The organism is Micromonospora sp. KLBMP9576 (assembly GCF_050941805.1).
Lineage (GTDB): Bacteria > Actinomycetota > Actinomycetes > Mycobacteriales > Micromonosporaceae > Micromonospora.
In genome coordinates this window covers 4,649,598-4,665,428 of the sequence record NZ_CP194567.1, presented here as the reverse complement: position 1 = coordinate 4,665,428, position 15,831 = coordinate 4,649,598, and the positions used below count along the sequence as shown (strand labels likewise).

Here is a 15,831-nt window from a genome sequence, read left to right as displayed (position 1 = left end):
CCGCGCCGCTGCTCCGTCCCCTGAGACAAGGTCCAACCGGTTAAGGACACAGGTCATGACTTCTGACAACGACCGCCGACGCGGTCTGCTCGCGCGGCTGCGCGAGCGGCCCGCGGCGCGCAGCAGGGGCCGCCGCCGGCTGGGTGCCGCGGTCCGGCTGTTCGCCGCACTGATGCTGGCCGGCGGCGCCTACACCGTCTTCGCCCCCGGCGTGCAGGCACAGGACACCCCGCTTTCCGGCGCCGCCGCGGAGGGCAAGGCGCTGTTCGACGTGAGCTGTGTGACCTGCCACGGCCTCAACGCCCAGGGCATCGAGGGACGCGGGCCGAGCCTGGTGGGCGTCGGTGGCGCCTCGGTCGAGTTCCAGGTCAGCACCGGCCGCATGCCGATGGCCCGGCAGGAGGCCCAGGCCCAGCGCAAGCCGGAACTCTTCACCGACGAGGAGGTCCGCCAGCTCGCGCAGTACGTCCAGGAACTCGGCGGCGGCCCGGTGGTGCCCGACGGCACCGACCTGCACGCCGACGGCAACGTCGCCGCGGGTGGCGAGCTGTTCCGGATCAACTGCGCGCAGTGCCACGCCTTCGGTGGTGGCGGCGGCGCCCTCTCCTCCGGCAAGTACGCGCCGAGCCTGCGCCCCGCCAGCGACCGGCAGATCTACGCCGCCATGCTGAGCGGCCCGCAGAACATGCCGGTCTTCGGTGACAACCAGATCTCCCCGGACCAGAAGGCCGACCTCATCGCCTACATCCAGGAGACCCTGAAGCACGACCGGGACCCGGGCGGCTTCAACCTCGGTCGGTACGGGCCGTCCACCGAGGGCCTGGCGATCTTCCTGGTGGGCATCGTCGCGCTCGTGTTCGCGAGCCTGTGGATTGCGGGCAAGTCGTGACCGGGCTGCCCATCCGATTCAGCGCCGTGGTGCCGCAGGCCGGCACCGCCCGTAGCGAGGTGACGGCATGACCGCGCACACCGAGCACCAGGCCCAGCAGGGCCGGGAGCCGCTCGACGTGAACACCCCCGGGCTCAGCCAGTTCGACATCGTCCGCGAGGGCGCGCGCCGGGACGACATCGAGATCGTCCACTACGAGCCGCAGGTGGCCCCGGGCAGCAGGGCCGAGCGCCGGCTGACCCGCACCGTGGCGTCGTTCTTCCTGCTGACCGGGCTGGCGGCGACCGCCTTCCTGGCGATCTACATCTGGTGGCCCTGGGAATACACCCCGGGCAGCGGCGGCGACAAGTGGTACACGCCGCTGCTCGGCGTCACCCTCGGCGTGGCTCTGCTCGGCATCGGCTTCGGCATCCTCACCTGGGGCAAGAAGCTGCTGCCGAAGGAGGTCTCGATCCAGGACCGGCACGAGGGTGCCGTCGCCTCCGACGACCGGATCATCACCGGCCAGACCATGCTCTACATGGCCGACGAGTTGGGCGTGAAGCGCCGTCCGCTGCTCGGCATCTCGCTGCTGGCCGGCCTCGCGCCGGTCGGCGCGGTCGCCGCGGCGCCCCTGGTCGGCGGGCTGATCTCCCAGCCGCACAAGAACAACCAGATGTTCACCACCGGCTTCGCTCCCGCCGAGGGCGGAGAGAAGATCCGGCTGGTCCGCGAGGACGGCCGGCCGGTGCGCCCGGCGGACGTCAGCGCGGGCGGCCAGATCACCGTCTTCCCCGGCATCCCGCACGGCGTGAGCAACCAGCACGCCGACTCGCCGACCCTGCTCATCCACCTGCGGGACTCGGACGCGCAGAAGTCGCGCCAGGCCAACGAGCGTGAGCAGCACGGCGACTACATGTGGGGCAACTTCGCCGCGTTCTCCAAGATCTGCACGCACGCCGGTTGCCCGGCGAGCCTGTACGAGCAGCAGACCAACCGGCTGCTCTGCCCGTGCCACCAGTCGCAGTTCCTGATCACCGACAACGCCCGGCCCATCTTCGGCCCGGCCAGCCGCCGGCTGCCGCAGCTGCCGATCGAGGTCGACGCCGAGGGCTACTTCGTGGCCAAGTCCGACTACACCGAGACCGTCGGGCCCGACTTCTGGGAGCGGCCGTGAAGCGGCGCAAGTTTGAGATGGCAGCAGTCCCGGGCAACGCCGCCCGGGGAGTGGACGACCGTTTCCAGGTCGCCACCCCGCTGCGCCGGCTGCTGAACAAGGTCTTCCCGGACCACTGGTCCTTCCTGCTCGGCGAGATCGCGCTGTTCTCGTTCGTCGTCCTGCTGCTGACCGGCGTCTTCCTGACGTTCTTCTACGAGCCGGCGATGACCGAGGTGGTCTACAACGGCAGCTACGCGCCGCTGCGGGGCACGCCGATGTCGGCCGCGTACGCCTCCAGCCTGGACATCTCGTTCGATGTCCGCGGTGGCCTGATCATGCGGCAGATGCACCACTGGTCGGCGCTGCTGTTCATGGCCGCCATCGTGGTGCACATGCTCCGGGTCTTCTTCACCGGCGCGTTCCGCAAGCCGCGCGAGACCAACTGGGTCATCGGCTCGCTGCTGTTCTGGGTCGGCTTCCTCGCCGGCTTCACCGGCTACTCCCTGCCGGACGACGGCCTCTCCGGCACCGGCCTGCGGATCGCCTCGGCGATCATGCTCTCCATCCCGGTGATCGGCTCCTGGGTCACCTCGTCGATCTTCGGCGGGGAGTTCCCCGGCATGATCATCATCAGCCGGTTCTACATCGCCCACGTGCTGCTCGTCCCGGGCCTGCTGCTCGCGCTGATCGGCGCGCACCTGGGCCTGGTCTTCAAGCAGAAGCACACCCAGTGGCCCGGCCCCGGCCGCACCAACGGCAACGTGGTCGGCGAGCGGATGTTCCCCCGCTACGCAATCAAGCAGGGCGGCTTCTTCATGGTCGTCTTCGGCGTGATCGCGCTGATGGGCGGCCTGTTCCAGATCAACCCGATCTGGCTGTTCGGCCCGTACGAGGCGTGGGTGGTCTCGGCCGCCAGCCAGCCCGACTGGTACGTCATGTTCCTCGACGGTTCGACCCGACTGATGCCCGCCTGGGAGATCAACATCCCGATCGGCGACGGATACGTGATCCCGCCGCTGTTCTGGCCGACGGTCGTGCTGCCGGGCATCCTGGTCGGGATGTCGACGCTCTACCCGTTCCTGGAGGCACGCCGGCTCAAGGACACGCGGAGCCACAACCTGCTCCAGCGGCCCCGGGACGTTCCGGCCCGGACCGCCCTGGGCGCGATGGCGGTCTCGTTCTTCATCGTGCTGACCCTCTCCGGGGCCAACGACGTCATCGCCGACAAGTTCCAGATCAGCCTGAACGCGATGACCTGGGCCGGCCGTATCGGCCTGCTCATCGTGCCGCCGGTGGCGTACTACGTCACCTACCGGCTCTGCCTGGGCCTGCAACAGCACGACCGTGAGGTGCTCGCCCACGGTGTCGAGACCGGCATCATCCGGCGCCTGCCGGACGGCCGGTTCGAAGAGGTGCACCAGCCGCTCTCGGCCGACGGGCACGGCGACGGGCACGACGCGTTGCCGTACGCCGGCTGGGTCGTGCCGAAGAAGATGAACCGGCTCGGCGCCCTCGGCCCGGCCATCCGGGGCTTCTTCTACCCGATCGAGAAGCCGGCCGAGGCGCCGGTCTCGCCGGGCCACCCGCCGGTCGAGCCCCGCGCCGACCGGGAGGAGATCGGCAGCGGCGACAGCCGCCGCTGACCCTGCGACACCTCGACGTGGCGCCCGCCGGAGTTCTCCTCCGACGGGCGCCGCGTCCGTTTCCGCCCCCCGACACCTCGACCCTGGCGGGTCGGCCGGTCGCCGCCCTCGTCGGGGGATCGCAGGAATAACCCCGGCCAGCCGGGTAACCGTGCGGTCCAACGTCTCAAGGGGGAGGAAGCATGTTGGGTATCAAACGCCTCGGCCTGCTGGCCGCGCTGCTGCTGGTGGGGGTCGCGCCGGCCGCGGCGGCACAGGCCGCGGTGCAGCCGTCACAGCAGGACACCCAGTACCTGCAGGCCATTCACCAGGTCAACCTGTTCGAGATCACCGCAGGGGAGCTGGCCCAGCAGAAGGGCCAGGACCAGGGGGTCAAGGACCTCGGTGCCCGGCTCAAGACGGACCACACCGAGCTCGACCAGACGGTGCAGCAGACCGCGTCCCAGCTCGGTGTGCAGTTGCCGAGCGAACCCACCGCGGATCAGCAGTCCGTCATCGACCAGCTCAACAACGCCAGCGGCGAGGAGTTCGACCGGCTCTGGGTGACCAGCGAGCTGGCCGGCCACGTCCAGGCCATCCAGGCCACCCAGACGGAGATCTCGCAGGGCTCCGAGCAGTCGGTGGTCCAGCTGGCCCAGACCGCCCTGCCGACGCTGCAGGCGCACTACGACGCGCTGGTGCAACTGGCGGAGCAGCTGGGCATCCCGGTGCCGCAGACCAGCGCCAGCGGCACCCCGAGCCCGGGCGGCACGACGCCGGCTCCGGGCGGCACGACCGAGGCTCCGGCCCCGGGCGGCACCACCGAGGCTCCGGCCCCGGGCGACACCTTCGAGACGCCGGCTCCCACGCAGAGCTGACGTCAGCGCACCACGGCGGCCGGCCCATCCCTCAGGGGTGGGCCGGCCGTCGCGGATCCGTGCCGGGTCGCGACGACCGGCCCGGCGCCCGCGTCAGTCGGCGTTGGAGAGGCCGATCGCGAACGCCTCCTCCAGGTCGTGCTGGGAGTATGCCCGGAAGGCGATGTGCGACTCGGTGTTGAGCACCCCGGGCACCTTCGAGATGCTGCCGGCGATCACCTGGGCGATCTGGTCGAACTCCCGGACCCGGACCATCGCGATCAGGTCGACGTGGCCGGCGACCGAGTAGACCTCGCTGACGCCGGGCAGGTTGGCCAGGTTCTCGGCCACCTCGGGGATCGAGTCGGTGGCGCAGTCGATCAGCACGATCGCGGTGATCACGGGGCTTTTCTCCGTTCGTGGGCGTCGTCGCCCATGCTAGATGCTTCCCCGGTCCGGGGTCGGTGCTGTGCCGGGGACGGTGAGGGCGGCGCCGGCGCGGACCGCGTCGTGCAGGCGCTCGCCGGGGCCGACGGTGCCGCCGGGCCAGACGACCGCCCGCCGCACGTCGCCGCGCACGACCGCGCCCGCGCCGATCACCGCAGCCTCGCAACGGCCGGTCACCGTGGCCGTCGGGTCCAGCAGGTTGCCGCCGCCGGCGGCGTGCAGGTTGGCGGCCAGGTAGTCGGCCGGGGTGCCGGTGTCGTAGAACGTGCCCGGGTACGGCACGACGGTCAGCGCCCCGGTGGCCTCCGCCGGCCGCCAGAGGGCCCGGACGAGGTCGCCGAAGCCGACCGGCAGCTCCCGCACCAGCCGCCACGGCAGCAGCGAGAAGCCGGTGAACACGTGGCCGTCGAAGGTTCCCGGCGCGCTCGGATCGGCGGCCGGCTGGCCGAGCAGGCGTACGGTGTCGCCGTCCCAGTCGCGCAGCAGCGCCGCGATGTCGGGGCCCGGAGGGCGGGCCGGGTCGGCGAGGTACGCGTCGGCGTTGCCGACCAGGACCCCGCGTCCGGCGATCCAGTCCCGCAGGTTGGCCACCCCACCGGCGGTGCCGAGCGGCTGGCCCGGCTCCACGGAGAGGTGGGCGCGGCCCCCGACGTGGCGGACGACCTGCTCGCCCAGGTAGCAGGCGTTGACGGCGACCCGGCCCGGCCCGGCCAGGCCGAGCCCGGCCAACCGGTGCAGCGCCCGGTCGAGCAGCGGCACGTTGCCCACCGGGCAGAGGGCCTTGGGCAGCCGTTCGGTCAGGGGGCGCAGCCGGGTGCCCTCGCCGGCGGCGAGCACCACCGCGCAGACCTCGGCCCGGCCGGCGGCCGGCGTCGAGCCGGGGCCGGGGTGGGCGGTGTCGGCGCCGCCGGGGTTCACGGCCTCGTGTCGGGCACCGGCGGCGGGAACTGCCCGGCCAGCGGTCCGATGTCGTAGTACGCGAGCAGCCGGGCCGTCGGCCAGGTCAGCTTGGGCAGGTCGTCGAGCGGGTGCCAGGCGGCCTCGAGGACCTCGGCGCCGTCGACCTTCAGCTCGGTGCTCGACGCCGGCACCTCGGCGGTGAACACGACGTCCACCCAGCCCTTGGCGTGCACCACCGCGTTCGGGACGGCGGGGCTCAGTTGCCGGGGCGAGAGCCGGACGCCGGACTCCTCGTGCAGCTCCCGGGCGGCGCCCACCACCGGCGCCTCGCCCTTCTGCAACAGGCCGGCGGGCAGCCCCCAGCCCCGGCCGGGCGGCTGGCGCAGCAACAGCAGCCGGCCGGCCCCCTCGGCCTCACTGTCGCGGACCAGGGTGACCGCGCCGACGATGTACTTCGGCACGGCCAGCCGGACCAGGTTGCGGCGCAGCGGCAGCGGCAGCCGGTAGAAGACCTGGTAGGCGAAGGCCCGGCCGGTGGCGCGCGAGCGGGGGATCATGCGTCCAGGCTAGTGGCCGCGAGGATCGTTCGGAGCACCCGGGCCGCAGCGGCGGTCACTGCCGGTGGTCGACCAGGTCGATGAGCTGGCGTACGACCGTGTCGGGCTCGATCGCCCGGTCGAAGACCGCGACCAGCAGCGTCTCCAGGTCGGGGTAGCCCAGCTCCTCCGACAGTCGCAGCAGCGGCAGGTCGCTGGCCAGGCCTCGGTCGTGCTTGCGCAGGGCCAGCCCGATGGTGGCCCGGCCGAGGCGGACCTTGTCGGTGATGGAGATGCCCGGCTCGGTGTGGTCGGCGAACCAGCGGCTGATCTGCATCTGCGCCTGCGGGGACTTGACGAAGCCGAGCCACTCCCGGCGGGGCCCGGGCGGGGCGGCGTCGGCGTCGAAGCCGTTCGCCGCGTCGCTCTCGGTGAAGATCTCCACCACGTCGCCCTCGTCCAGTTCGGAGGAGAGGGGGGCCAGCCGGCCGTTGATCCGCGCCGCCAGACAGTGGTCACCCCGCACGGCGTCCAGTTCGTACGCCAGGTCGACCGGGGTGGCTCCGGCGGGCAGCACGACCTGCTGCCCGTCGGCGAAGACCTGGATCTGTGCCTCGGCGAGGTCACAGCGCAGTGATTCGAGGAACTGGGCGGGGTCGGCCGCGTCCTGCTCCCAGTCGAGGACCCGGCGCAGCCAGTCGAGCTGCTCCGCGCGGCCCACCGTGGCGTTGCCGGAGCGCGAGAAGCGGAAGTCGACGGCGACGCCGTACTCCGCCGTGCGGTGCATCTCCTCGGTGCGGATCAGGACCTCCACCGTGCGGTCCCTCGGCCCGCAGACGCTGGTGTGCAGGGAACGGTAGAGGTTGTTCTTGGGGGAGGCGATGAAGTCCTTGAACCGGCCGGGCACGGGCCGCCACAGGCCGTGGACCGCGCCGAGCGCGGCGTAGCAGTCGGTCTCCGGGCCGTCCACCACGATCGCGATGCGGGGCAGGTCGAAGGGTGCACTGTGGCCCCCGGCCACGGTGTCCTTCCAGATGGAGTAGAGGTGCCGGGGACGGGGGGTCACCGCCGCGTCGACGCGGCTGCGGCGCAGGGCCGACCTGGCCCGGGAGACCACCTCGGCGAGATACGCGTCCCAGCCCGGCCGGTCGTGCACGTGCCGGGCGATCCGGGCGTGCTCGTCGGGCTCCAGGTGCAGCAGCACCACGTCGTCGAGCTCACGCTTGAGCGTCTGGATGCCCAGCCGGTCGCAGAGCGGGACCAGGACCTCCTGCGTCTTGCGGGCGATGCGTTCCCGCGACGCGGCCGACCGGACGCCCAGGGTGCGCATGTTGTGCAGCCGGTCGGCCAGCTTGATGATCAGGACCCGGACGTCCTTACCGGCCGCGATGATCATTTTGCGGATCGTCTCGGCCTCGGCGGCCTTGCCGTAGAACGCCTTGTCGAACTTGGTCACCCCGTCGACCAGGTGTGCCACCTCGGGCCCGAAGTCCTCGGCGAGCGCCTGGAGGGTGTAGTGGGTGTCCTCGACGGTGTCGTGCAGCAGCGCGGCGACCAGGGTGATCGCGTCCATGCCGATCTCGGCGCAGATCTGCGCCACCGCCAGCGGGTGGGTGATGTAGGGCTCGCCGCTCTTGCGGAACTGCCCACGGTGCATGTTCTCCGCGATGGTGTAGGCCCGGCGCAGCACGGACGGCTCCGTGCCGGAATGGATCGCCCGATGGGTCCGCACGAGGTGACTGACCGGGTCGGTGTCGGCGGTCGGCCAGCTCAGCAGCGCGCGCAGGCGACGGGCCAGCGGCATGTCGCCCGCCTGGGTCGGAAGGGCGCCCCCCAGGGCGGCGCCGTGTCCGGCGTCGAGGTCCACGCGGGACACCTCCTCACCCCGGCTCCACGGCCGCCGACTGCCGGCAACCGGGAGCAGGCCCACGAAACGGGCAGGACTGCACTTCTCTAACAGCCTAAGGGAGCCTAGGTGGTCCGATCGGTCACTTGGTCATGGGCGTTCGGTTGAGCTTTGCTGGGACGAGGCGTTTTCGGCCTTACGTAACAGGTCGCGGAAGCGGGCCGCACCGGCCACCGGGGACGCCCACCCGGAGGACATCTCCACCAGCCGGGTCTCCGGCCGCTCCAACCAGGACAGGATGCGTTCGGTCTCCTCCGCCGAGGCGCGGGGGATCGGCCCGTGGCCGGGCGGGACCGTCTCGGCTGTCGCCCGGATCGCGGCGATCGTCGGGCGGGGGTGGGCACCGGCCGGCGAGACCCCCGCCCCGGCCAGCCGGCCGTGCCGCACCAACGCCAGCTCCCAGCCCCCGTTGGCCGCCGGGCGCGCGGCGGCCAGCTCGGCGATTCCGGTCAGCGCGGTCAGCCGCTGCATCCGCACGGTGGCCCGCAGCACCGCCGCCAGCCGGGACCGGGCCACCGCCGCCTCCTCGTAGCGCCGGGCGGCGCAGAGCACGTCGATCCGGGCGAGCAGGGCGTCGACCACCGGCCGGGGGTCGCTGACCGTGGCGGTGCGAAACGGCGCGACCGCCCGGGCGTCGTACTCCTCGGGGGAAATCTTGTGCTCGCAGGGCGCCGGGCAGCGACCCAGCTCGGCCAGCGCGCAGGCCGGCGTGAGGGTGCGCAGCGAGAGCCGGTGGGTGCACTGGCGCAGCGGCACGGCGTCGTGGAACCCGGCGGCGGCCAGCTCTGCCGCCCGGCGGGAGCTGAACGGGCCGAGGTAGGCGGCGTCGCCGGGGGAGATGGCCCGCACCACCGACAGCCGGGGGTAGGGCCCGTCGGTCAGCTTGAGCCAGAGCACCCGGTCCGGAAACTTCGACCGCCGGTTGTACGGCGGGGCGTGTGCCCCGATCAGCCGCAGTTCGCGGACCTCCGCCTCCAGCGAGTGGGCGCACTCCAGCGCCTCCACCCGCTGGGCCGCGGCGAGCATCTCGGAGATCCGGGCCCGCTTCTCGGCCGCCGTGAAGTAGCTGCGCACCCGGGTCGCGATGTCGCCGGAGGTGCCGACGTAGAGCGGCCGGTCGTCGGCCGCCCGGAAGATGTAGACCCCCGGCGCCTTCGGCAGCCCCTCGGCCAGGTGCCGCTTGCGCCGCTGCGTCGCGGTGACCGCCCGGGCGAACTCGATGGCGTCGCCGACGGTGTCGACCCGGTGCCCGCCGAGGCGGGCGATCAGCCCGTGCAGCACGTCGACGGTGGCCCTGGCGTCGTCGAGCGCCCGGTGGTTCGGCTGGGTGACCGTGCGGAAGTAGGCCGCGAGGGTGCCGAGCTTGCGGTTGGGCACCTCGTCGCGGGTCAGCACCCGGCGGGCCAGCGCGGCGGTGTCGAGCACGCGCGGGTTGGGCCAGCGGTAGCCGTGCTTCGCGCAGGCGGCCTTCAGGAAGCCCACGTCGTAGGGGGCGTTGTGGGCGACCAGCACGGCGTCGGCGATGAACTCCAGGAAGCTCGGCAGCACCTGCTCGATCGGCGGGGCCGGCATCAGCATGGCCTGGGTGATGCCGGTGAGCACGGTGATGAACGGCGGGATGGGCACGCCGGGGTTGACCAGGGTGGCCAGCACGCCCAGCTCCTCGCCGCCGCGAACCTTGACCGCGCCGATCTCGGTGATGCCGCCCCCGTCCGGCGCGCCGCCGGTGGTCTCCAGGTCGACCACCACGAAGGTCGCCGCGTACAGCGGCAGGGCCGGGTCGATCCCGCCCGGGCCCGGGTCGAAACCGGCCAGCGGCTGCTGGACGTACTCGGTCTGTGCCATCGGCGGCACGCTAACGTTCCGGTCCGACACTCCCGTCGCATCCGCACCAGAGATCGCCATCCGTCTAGGATGAGAGATCGGCTCACTCACCGGGCGGTGGGCCCGGCCGCGGTGGGAGACTTGCCACATGCCCCTCACCGAGCCGCACGACGACCGCCTCCGGCAGGAGGACCCGGTCGACGCTGCGCGTGACCCGGGTGAGGGCGCCCCCCGCGACGCGGGCCCGCCCCGGAGCGCGGACGCCACCACCTCCGGCGACGCCACACCGGCGGGCGACCCCGAGGTCTCCGGCTCCCAGACGCCCGGCCCCGAGCCCGCCGGTGCCGAGTCGCCCGAGCCTTCTGAGGCGGCGGCGTCCGAGCCGGAACCGGTCCTGCCCGAGCCGGTCCGGCAGCGCATCGTGGCGCTCACCGCGGCGGTGCTGCCCGGGCTGCCCGCCGACGAGGTGCCGGTGCCGCTGCGCCGGGTGGCCAAGTTCGCCCCCAACCGCCGGGCGCGGCTGGGGGCCCCGGCGATCGCCGCCCAGCTCACCGCGGACCCGCTGTTCCGTCAGCGGATCACCGCCCGGGTGCTCGCCGACACCGGCGACCTGGGCGCGGCGGTGCTGGAGGGCACCGCCCCGGCCGCCGCCGACCCGGTCGAGGTGGCCGCGCTGGCCTACCTGGCCCGGCCCCGGGGCTGGCGGGAGCTGATCGAGGCCAGCGGCGCGGCGGTCCGCGCCGAGGCCGACAGCGCGGTCGTCGCCGAACTGGTCCGGGAGGCCGAGCAGCGGGCCACCCGCGCCGAGCACGACCGGGCGGTGGCCCGGGTCGAGGCGGAGAAGCTCCGCGACGAGCTGGCCCGGGTCCGGGACGAGGTCGGCCAGCTACGCGAGGAGAGCCGGCAGCTAACCCGGTCGCTGCGCGAGACGCAGGCCCGCGAGCGCAAGGCCACCGAGCTGCTCGCCACCGAGCGGGGCCGCGCCGCCCGCGCGGCGGCGGACGCCGACGCCGAGCTGCGCCGGGTCCGGGCCCGGCTGGCCGAGGCCGAGGGGGCGGCCGGAGTCGCCCGGGCCACCGCCAAGGAAGCCCGCTCCGTCGACGACGCCCGGCTCTGGCTGCTGCTGGAGACCATCGGGCAGGCCGCCGTCGGGCTGCGCCGCGAGCTGGCGCTCGACCCGGTCGACAAGCTGCCCGCGGACTTCGTCGCCGACGCCCTCGCCGAGCCCTCCACCGCGCCGGCCAGCCCCGCCGCCCGGGCCCGGGACACCGACGATCCGGCCCGCCTCGACCAACTGCTCGCCCTGCCCCGTGCGCACCTCGTCGTCGACGGCTACAACGTGACCAAGCGCGGCTTCGGCGAGATGTCCCTGGAACAGCAGCGCAAGCGGCTCATCACCGGCCTGGGCGGGATCGCCGCGCAGACCGGCGACGAGGTCACGGTGGTCTTCGACGGCGCCGAGCGGATGCACGGGCTGCCGCCCTCGCCGCGCGGCGTGCGGGTGCTCTTCTCCCGCAAGGGGGACACCGCCGACGAGCTGATCCGGCACCTGGTCCGCGCCGAGCCGCCGGGCCGCCCGGTGGTGGTGGTCTCGTCGGACCGCGAGGTCGCCGACGGCGTACGCCGGCACGGCGCGTACCCGCTCGGTGCCGACTCGCTGCTGCGGCGGCTGGCCCGGTCCTGATCGGGCCGCTTGATCGCTTTCGAGCCGTCCGCGACCCGTTGTCCCTTTTCTGTCGTACCCCGCGCCTAGCGTCGTGGTGACCGAGGGTGCTCGGGCGGCGACGGTGGCGTCGCGCCCGGGCCGCCGCAGCGCACCAGGAGGCGAGATGCTCATCGACTGCGCGGGATGCGGGATCCGGGGGAGCGGCTGCGCCGGCTGCCTGGTGACCGCCCTGTTCGACGATTCGTCCCCGGCCGCCGGGCTGGGCGGCGCCGAGGCCCGGGCGATCGAGGTGTTCGCCCGGGCCGGTTTCGAGGTGGAGGTGCTGCCCGAGCCCCGGCCGGCGTCCCGCCGCGCCCGGCCCCGCGCCGCGTAGCGGCGCCCGGCGCAGCCCTCGGCATCGCCTGCGGCCCGTCGCCGCGCCATGCTCGGCCGGCAGGTGGGTGCCGGCCCTGGCGGCCTGCCGGCGTCGTCAGTGTGTCCGGGTCTCCCAGGCCGGCTGCTGGGGCACGTCGTTGTGCACGATGATGTCGACGTGATCGGTCGGGCGGACCATAGCGAGGTACAACCGTTGGGAGGGGATGTAACGCTCGCGCCAGCGCCGTTCGACTTCGGCGCGGGATGACACCCGGCGCTCCCGGAACACGGCCCGATCCACGGTCTTCTCGAGTGCCATCGACACGAAGATGCGCAGGTCCCATCGGTCGATCAGTTCCGGGCGCATGAGGAAGACCCCATCGAAGACCAGCACGGCGTCGGCCGGTGCAGTCACGACCGGCGGGGAGAGCGCGGTATCCGCACCGCGGTCGTAGATCGCGGGTTGGAAGCGTCGATCTCCGCCCGGGCCGAGCGGACCGAGCAGAACCCGGTTCAGTGCGTCGTGGTCATGGGCGTCGTGGTAGCAGCCTTCGGCCGAGTACTCGTCGCGCCGATAGCGCTGTGCCCGGGGGAGGAGGAAGTCGTCGATCGTCGCGCGGATGACGTCGCGCCCCTGGCCGCGCAACACGACGGCCAGTTCGTCGGCGAGGGTGGTCTTGCCTGCGGCGGGCGGTCCGTCGATGGCAACCCGCGTCGGGTGCGCGACTGTGACGGACCCTACCGCCTCAGCCAGGCAGCCGAGCATCTCGTCGCGGGCGCCCTGCTCCACGTCCTTTCCCCCAGTCCTGGTCGCGGGAAGCTGACGGTGTCGAGCCGACCTTATGCCCGTGAGCCTTTCCGCGCCGGCCAGGAACAGGGCGCGACGCCGCGACGCGGCGGCCGTCGAGTCGGCAATAGGATGGGCGGTCACGGCGGAGGGAGCGGCGGCATGACGCTGGTACGGCGCACTGGTGACAGCCCCGCCGCGATCGGCGGCGATCCCGGCCCACGACGGTCCCACGTGCCGGGCCCGGCTCCCGGCGTCGCAGGCCTTCGCCGGCGCGACACGGTGCGCCTCCCCGATGGTGACGAGGTCGTGGTCGCGTACGGGCCTGCCCGGACGAACGCGGCGGTCGCGGCGCCAGGGGGGTCGCGGTGACCCCGCGCGGCTGGGCACTGGTCACCCTCGCAGGGCTGGTCGTCGCCCTGGTCGTCGCCGCCGCGCTGCTGATCCCGTGGCACCGGCCACCGGCACCCCGGGCCGACCAGCTCGCCGCGCTGGGCGACCTCCCCGCCGACCAGGTGTCGCGGGGCCGGGAGTTCCGCGCCGCGCTGCGCCCCGCCGGCTGGGCCGCGATCGGCGTCGGCCTGCTGGTGGCCCTGCTGCTCGGTCTGACCCCGCTGGGCAGCCGGCTCGTCGAACTGGCGGGCCGCCCGTTCGGTGGGCACTGGGCCGCCCAGGCCGCGTTCGGCGGGCTCGCCGTGCTGCTCGTCGCCGACCTGATCACCCTCCCGTTCGCCGCCTGGCGGCAGTCCGTGCTCGCCCGCGCCGGGCTCAGCACCAACGGCTGGGGCGGCTGGGCCGTCGACCTGCTCAAGTCGTACGCGGTCAGCGCGGTCATCGGCGCGGTGGCGCTGCTGGGTTTCTACGCCGTCATCCGGCTCGCGCCGCGCTGGTGGTGGGCCTTCGGCGCCGCCGGCGCGGCGACCCTGGTGGCGCTGCTCTCGTTCGTACTCCCGGTGCTCGTGGAGCCGGTCTTCAACAGGTTCACCCCGATGGAGCCGGGCCCGCTGCGCACCGAGCTGACGCAGTTGGCGGCCCGCGACGGCGTGCCGGTGCGCGACGTGCTGGTCGCCGACGCGTCGCGGCGCACGCGGGCGGTGAACGCGTACGTCTCGGGGCTCGGGCCGACCCGGCGGGTGGTGGTCTACGACACGCTGCTGCGTGAGGCGACGCCGGCCGAGGTGACCGCAGTGGTGGCGCACGAGTTGGGGCACGCCAAGGACCGGGACGTGGCGGCCGGCACGTTGACCGGGGCGCTGGGCGCCGCCGCGGCGGTGGTCGCGCTCTACCTGCTCGGCTCCGCCGGCCCGCTGCTGCGGTTGGCCGGCGTCGACTCGGTCGCGCAGCCGCGCGCGTTTCCCCTGCTGCTCGCCCTGGTGACGGTCGCCGGGGTGATCGCCGCGCCGGCGCAGGCGTTGATGTCGCGGCGGGTGGAGGCGCGGGCCGACGCGCACGCCCTCGCGTTGACCGGCGACCCGGCCGCCTTCGAGGCGATGCAGCGGCGGCTCGCCGGCATCAACCTCGCCGACCCCGACCCGCCGCGCTGGGAATACCTCTACTCCGCGACGCACCCGTCCACCGTCGAGCGGATGGCCGCCGCCCGCGCCCACGCCAGGGAGGCCGGCCGATGAGCCGCACACTGCTGATCACCAACGACTTTCCGCCCCGCCCGGGCGGGATCCAGTCCTTCGTGCACAACCTCGCGGTACGCCAGCCCGCCGGGTCGGTGGTGGTCTACGCCTCGGCGTGGCGCGGCGCGGAGAAGTTCGACGCCGACCAGCCGTTCGAGGTGGTCCGGGACCGTGCCCGGGTGCTGCTGCCCACCCCGCGGGTGGCCCACCGGGCCGCGCGGCTGGCGCGCGCGTACGACTGCGACACCGTGTGGTTCGGCGCGGCGGCCCCCCTCGGGCTGCTCGCCGCGGGCCTGCGCCGGCGCGCGGGCATCCGTCGGGTGGTGGCGCAGACCCACGGTCACGAGATCGGCTGGGCCGCCCTGCCGGCCGCCCGGGCCGCGTTGCGCCGCATCGGGCGCGGCGTCGACGTGACGACGTATCTGGGCGAGTACACCCGGGTGCGGCTGGAGCGGGCGCTGCACGGGGTGACCGACCTGCGCCGGCTCGCCCCCGGGGTGGACGTGGAGGCCTACCACCCGTCCGTCGACGGCGAGGCGGTCCGGCTCCGGCTCGGGCTGGCCGACCGCCCGGTGGTGGTCTGCGTGTCCCGACTGGTGCCGCGCAAGGGGCAGGACATGCTGATCCGGGCGCTGCCGGAGATCCGCCGGCGGGTGCCCGACGCCGCGCTGCTGGTGGTCGGGGGCGGCCCCTACCGGTCCACGTTGGAGAAGCTGGCCCGCCAGTCGGGAGTGGAGCGGGACGTGGTCTTCACCGGTTCGGTGCCCTCGGCCGAACTGCCCGCCCACTACGCGGCCGGCGATGTCTACGCCATGCCCTGCCGCACCCGCAACCGCGGCCTGGACGTCGAGGGGCTCGGGATCGTCTACCTGGAGGCCTCCGCGACCGGCCTGCCGGTGGTCGCCGGCGACTCCGGTGGCGCGCCCGACGCGGTCCGCGAGGGCGAGACGGGGTTCGTGGTCCGCGGCCGGGACGTCGCCCAGCTCGCCGACCGGGTGGCCACGCTGCTCGCCGACCGGGACCTGGCCCGGCAGCTCGGCGAGGCCGGTCGCTCCTGGGTGGAGCGGGAGTGGCGCTGGGAGGCGCAGGCGCAGCGGATGGCCGCCCTGCTCGCCGGCTGACGGCTGCTTGCGTCGGCGCCGTTCGGCCCCGCCGAGGCGCAGCGCCACCTGCGGTCGTTTGCGTGGCCGCGCCGGGGCGCAGCGCCACCTGCGGTCGTTTGCGTGGCCGCGCCGGGGCGCAGCACCACCTCCGGACGCCACGACGACAGGAGGAAA

At 73.8% G+C, this 15,831-nt stretch carries 14 protein-coding genes; 8 read left to right on the top strand and 6 right to left on the bottom strand.

The features are described from left to right. Positions 1 to 55: 55 nt before the first annotated feature. The 4 genes from qcrC (at position 56) to ACQ452_RS20355 (ending at position 4,527) form a co-directional block, all read left to right on the top strand. A complete protein-coding gene (gene qcrC / locus ACQ452_RS20370; RefSeq protein ID WP_433386713.1) occupies positions 56 to 889 on the top strand; it encodes a cytochrome bc1 complex diheme cytochrome c subunit in 834 nt (277 codons plus the stop codon). Positions 890 to 956: 67 nt separating this feature from the next. Further along, entirely contained in the window at positions 957 to 2,045 is a 1,089-nt protein-coding gene (qcrA, locus tag ACQ452_RS20365; protein ID WP_433386712.1) for a cytochrome bc1 complex Rieske iron-sulfur subunit, read from the top strand. Continuing rightward, the gene (gene qcrB / locus ACQ452_RS20360; protein ID WP_433386711.1) at positions 2,042 to 3,670 is read left to right on the top strand and encodes a cytochrome bc1 complex cytochrome b subunit; all 1,629 of its coding nucleotides are present in this window, start codon (positions 2,042 to 2,044) and stop codon (positions 3,668 to 3,670) included. Before qcrA ends, qcrB begins: the two co-directional genes overlap by 4 nt. A gap of 182 nt (positions 3,671 to 3,852) precedes the next feature. Further along, positions 3,853 to 4,527 (top strand): DUF4142 domain-containing protein, encoded by a 675-nt coding sequence (locus tag ACQ452_RS20355; RefSeq protein ID WP_433386710.1) that lies wholly within the window; start codon positions 3,853 to 3,855, stop codon positions 4,525 to 4,527. Between the two features lie 93 nt (positions 4,528 to 4,620). Here the strand turns inward: ACQ452_RS20355 and ACQ452_RS20350 are convergent, their stop codons facing one another. From ACQ452_RS20350 to ACQ452_RS20330, 5 genes are all read right to left on the bottom strand, one after another. Next, entirely contained in the window at positions 4,621 to 4,908 is a 288-nt protein-coding gene (locus ACQ452_RS20350; RefSeq protein ID WP_433386709.1) for an Lrp/AsnC family transcriptional regulator, read from the bottom strand. A gap of 36 nt (positions 4,909 to 4,944) precedes the next feature. Beyond that, positions 4,945 to 5,793, bottom strand: a complete 849-nt coding sequence (locus ACQ452_RS20345; protein WP_433394277.1) for a nucleotidyltransferase family protein — start codon at positions 5,791 to 5,793, stop codon at positions 4,945 to 4,947. A 74-nt stretch (positions 5,794 to 5,867) separates the two neighbouring features. Then, positions 5,868 to 6,410 carry an NUDIX domain-containing protein gene (locus ACQ452_RS20340; RefSeq protein ID WP_433386708.1) on the bottom strand — a complete coding sequence of 181 codons (543 nt, stop codon included), beginning with the start codon at positions 6,408 to 6,410 and terminating at the stop codon, positions 5,868 to 5,870. Between the two features lie 55 nt (positions 6,411 to 6,465). Beyond that, complete coding sequence (locus tag ACQ452_RS20335) at positions 6,466 to 8,256, bottom strand: RelA/SpoT family protein (RefSeq protein WP_433386707.1); 1,791 nt, start codon at positions 8,254 to 8,256, stop codon at positions 6,466 to 6,468. Between the two features lie 129 nt (positions 8,257 to 8,385). Next, positions 8,386 to 10,140, bottom strand: a complete 1,755-nt coding sequence (locus ACQ452_RS20330) for a DEDD exonuclease domain-containing protein (protein WP_433386706.1) — start codon at positions 10,138 to 10,140, stop codon at positions 8,386 to 8,388. A 127-nt stretch (positions 10,141 to 10,267) separates the two neighbouring features. On the opposite strand from ACQ452_RS20330, the gene ACQ452_RS20325 reads away from it, so the two are divergent. Further along, entirely contained in the window at positions 10,268 to 11,803 is a 1,536-nt protein-coding gene (locus ACQ452_RS20325) for an NYN domain-containing protein (protein ID WP_433386705.1), read from the top strand. Positions 11,804 to 11,948: 145 nt separating this feature from the next. Beyond that, positions 11,949 to 12,158, top strand: coding sequence for a hypothetical protein (locus ACQ452_RS20320; protein WP_433386704.1), 210 nt, complete (start codon positions 11,949 to 11,951; stop codon positions 12,156 to 12,158). 96 nt (positions 12,159 to 12,254) lie between these two features. Here ACQ452_RS20320 and ACQ452_RS20315 read toward each other — a convergent pair whose 3' ends face one another. Continuing rightward, entirely contained in the window at positions 12,255 to 12,929 is a 675-nt protein-coding gene (locus tag ACQ452_RS20315) for a cytidylate kinase family protein (RefSeq protein ID WP_433386703.1), read from the bottom strand. 365 nt (positions 12,930 to 13,294) lie between these two features. Here ACQ452_RS20315 and ACQ452_RS20310 point away from each other — a divergent pair, with 365 nt between their 5' ends. Continuing rightward, entirely contained in the window at positions 13,295 to 14,554 is a 1,260-nt protein-coding gene (locus ACQ452_RS20310) for a M48 family metallopeptidase (RefSeq protein ID WP_433386702.1), read from the top strand. Continuing rightward, entirely contained in the window at positions 14,551 to 15,675 is a 1,125-nt protein-coding gene (locus ACQ452_RS20305) for a glycosyltransferase family 4 protein (protein WP_433386701.1), read from the top strand. The genes ACQ452_RS20310 and ACQ452_RS20305 overlap by 4 nt, the downstream gene beginning before the upstream one ends. The last annotated feature ends 156 nt before the right edge of the window (positions 15,676 to 15,831 follow it).

What these genes read in the sequence shown, in the direction of transcription:
- qcrA (WP_433386712.1), top strand. Translation starts at nt 957, where the DNA reads ATGACCGCGCACACCGAGCACCAGGCCCAGCAGGGCCGGGAGCCGCTC.
- ACQ452_RS20355 (WP_433386710.1), top strand. Translation starts at nt 3,853, where the DNA reads ATGTTGGGTATCAAACGCCTCGGCCTGCTGGCCGCGCTGCTGCTGGTG.
- ACQ452_RS20325 (WP_433386705.1), top strand. Translation starts at nt 10,268, where the DNA reads ATGCCCCTCACCGAGCCGCACGACGACCGCCTCCGGCAGGAGGACCCG.
- ACQ452_RS20330 (WP_433386706.1), bottom strand. Translation starts at nt 10,140, where the DNA reads ATGGCACAGACCGAGTACGTCCAGCAGCCGCTGGCCGGTTTCGACCCG.
- ACQ452_RS20340 (WP_433386708.1), bottom strand. Translation starts at nt 6,410, where the DNA reads ATGATCCCCCGCTCGCGCGCCACCGGCCGGGCCTTCGCCTACCAGGTC.
- ACQ452_RS20305 (WP_433386701.1), top strand. Translation starts at nt 14,551, where the DNA reads ATGAGCCGCACACTGCTGATCACCAACGACTTTCCGCCCCGCCCGGGC.
- qcrC (WP_433386713.1), top strand. Translation starts at nt 56, where the DNA reads ATGACTTCTGACAACGACCGCCGACGCGGTCTGCTCGCGCGGCTGCGC.
- ACQ452_RS20320 (WP_433386704.1), top strand. Translation starts at nt 11,949, where the DNA reads ATGCTCATCGACTGCGCGGGATGCGGGATCCGGGGGAGCGGCTGCGCC.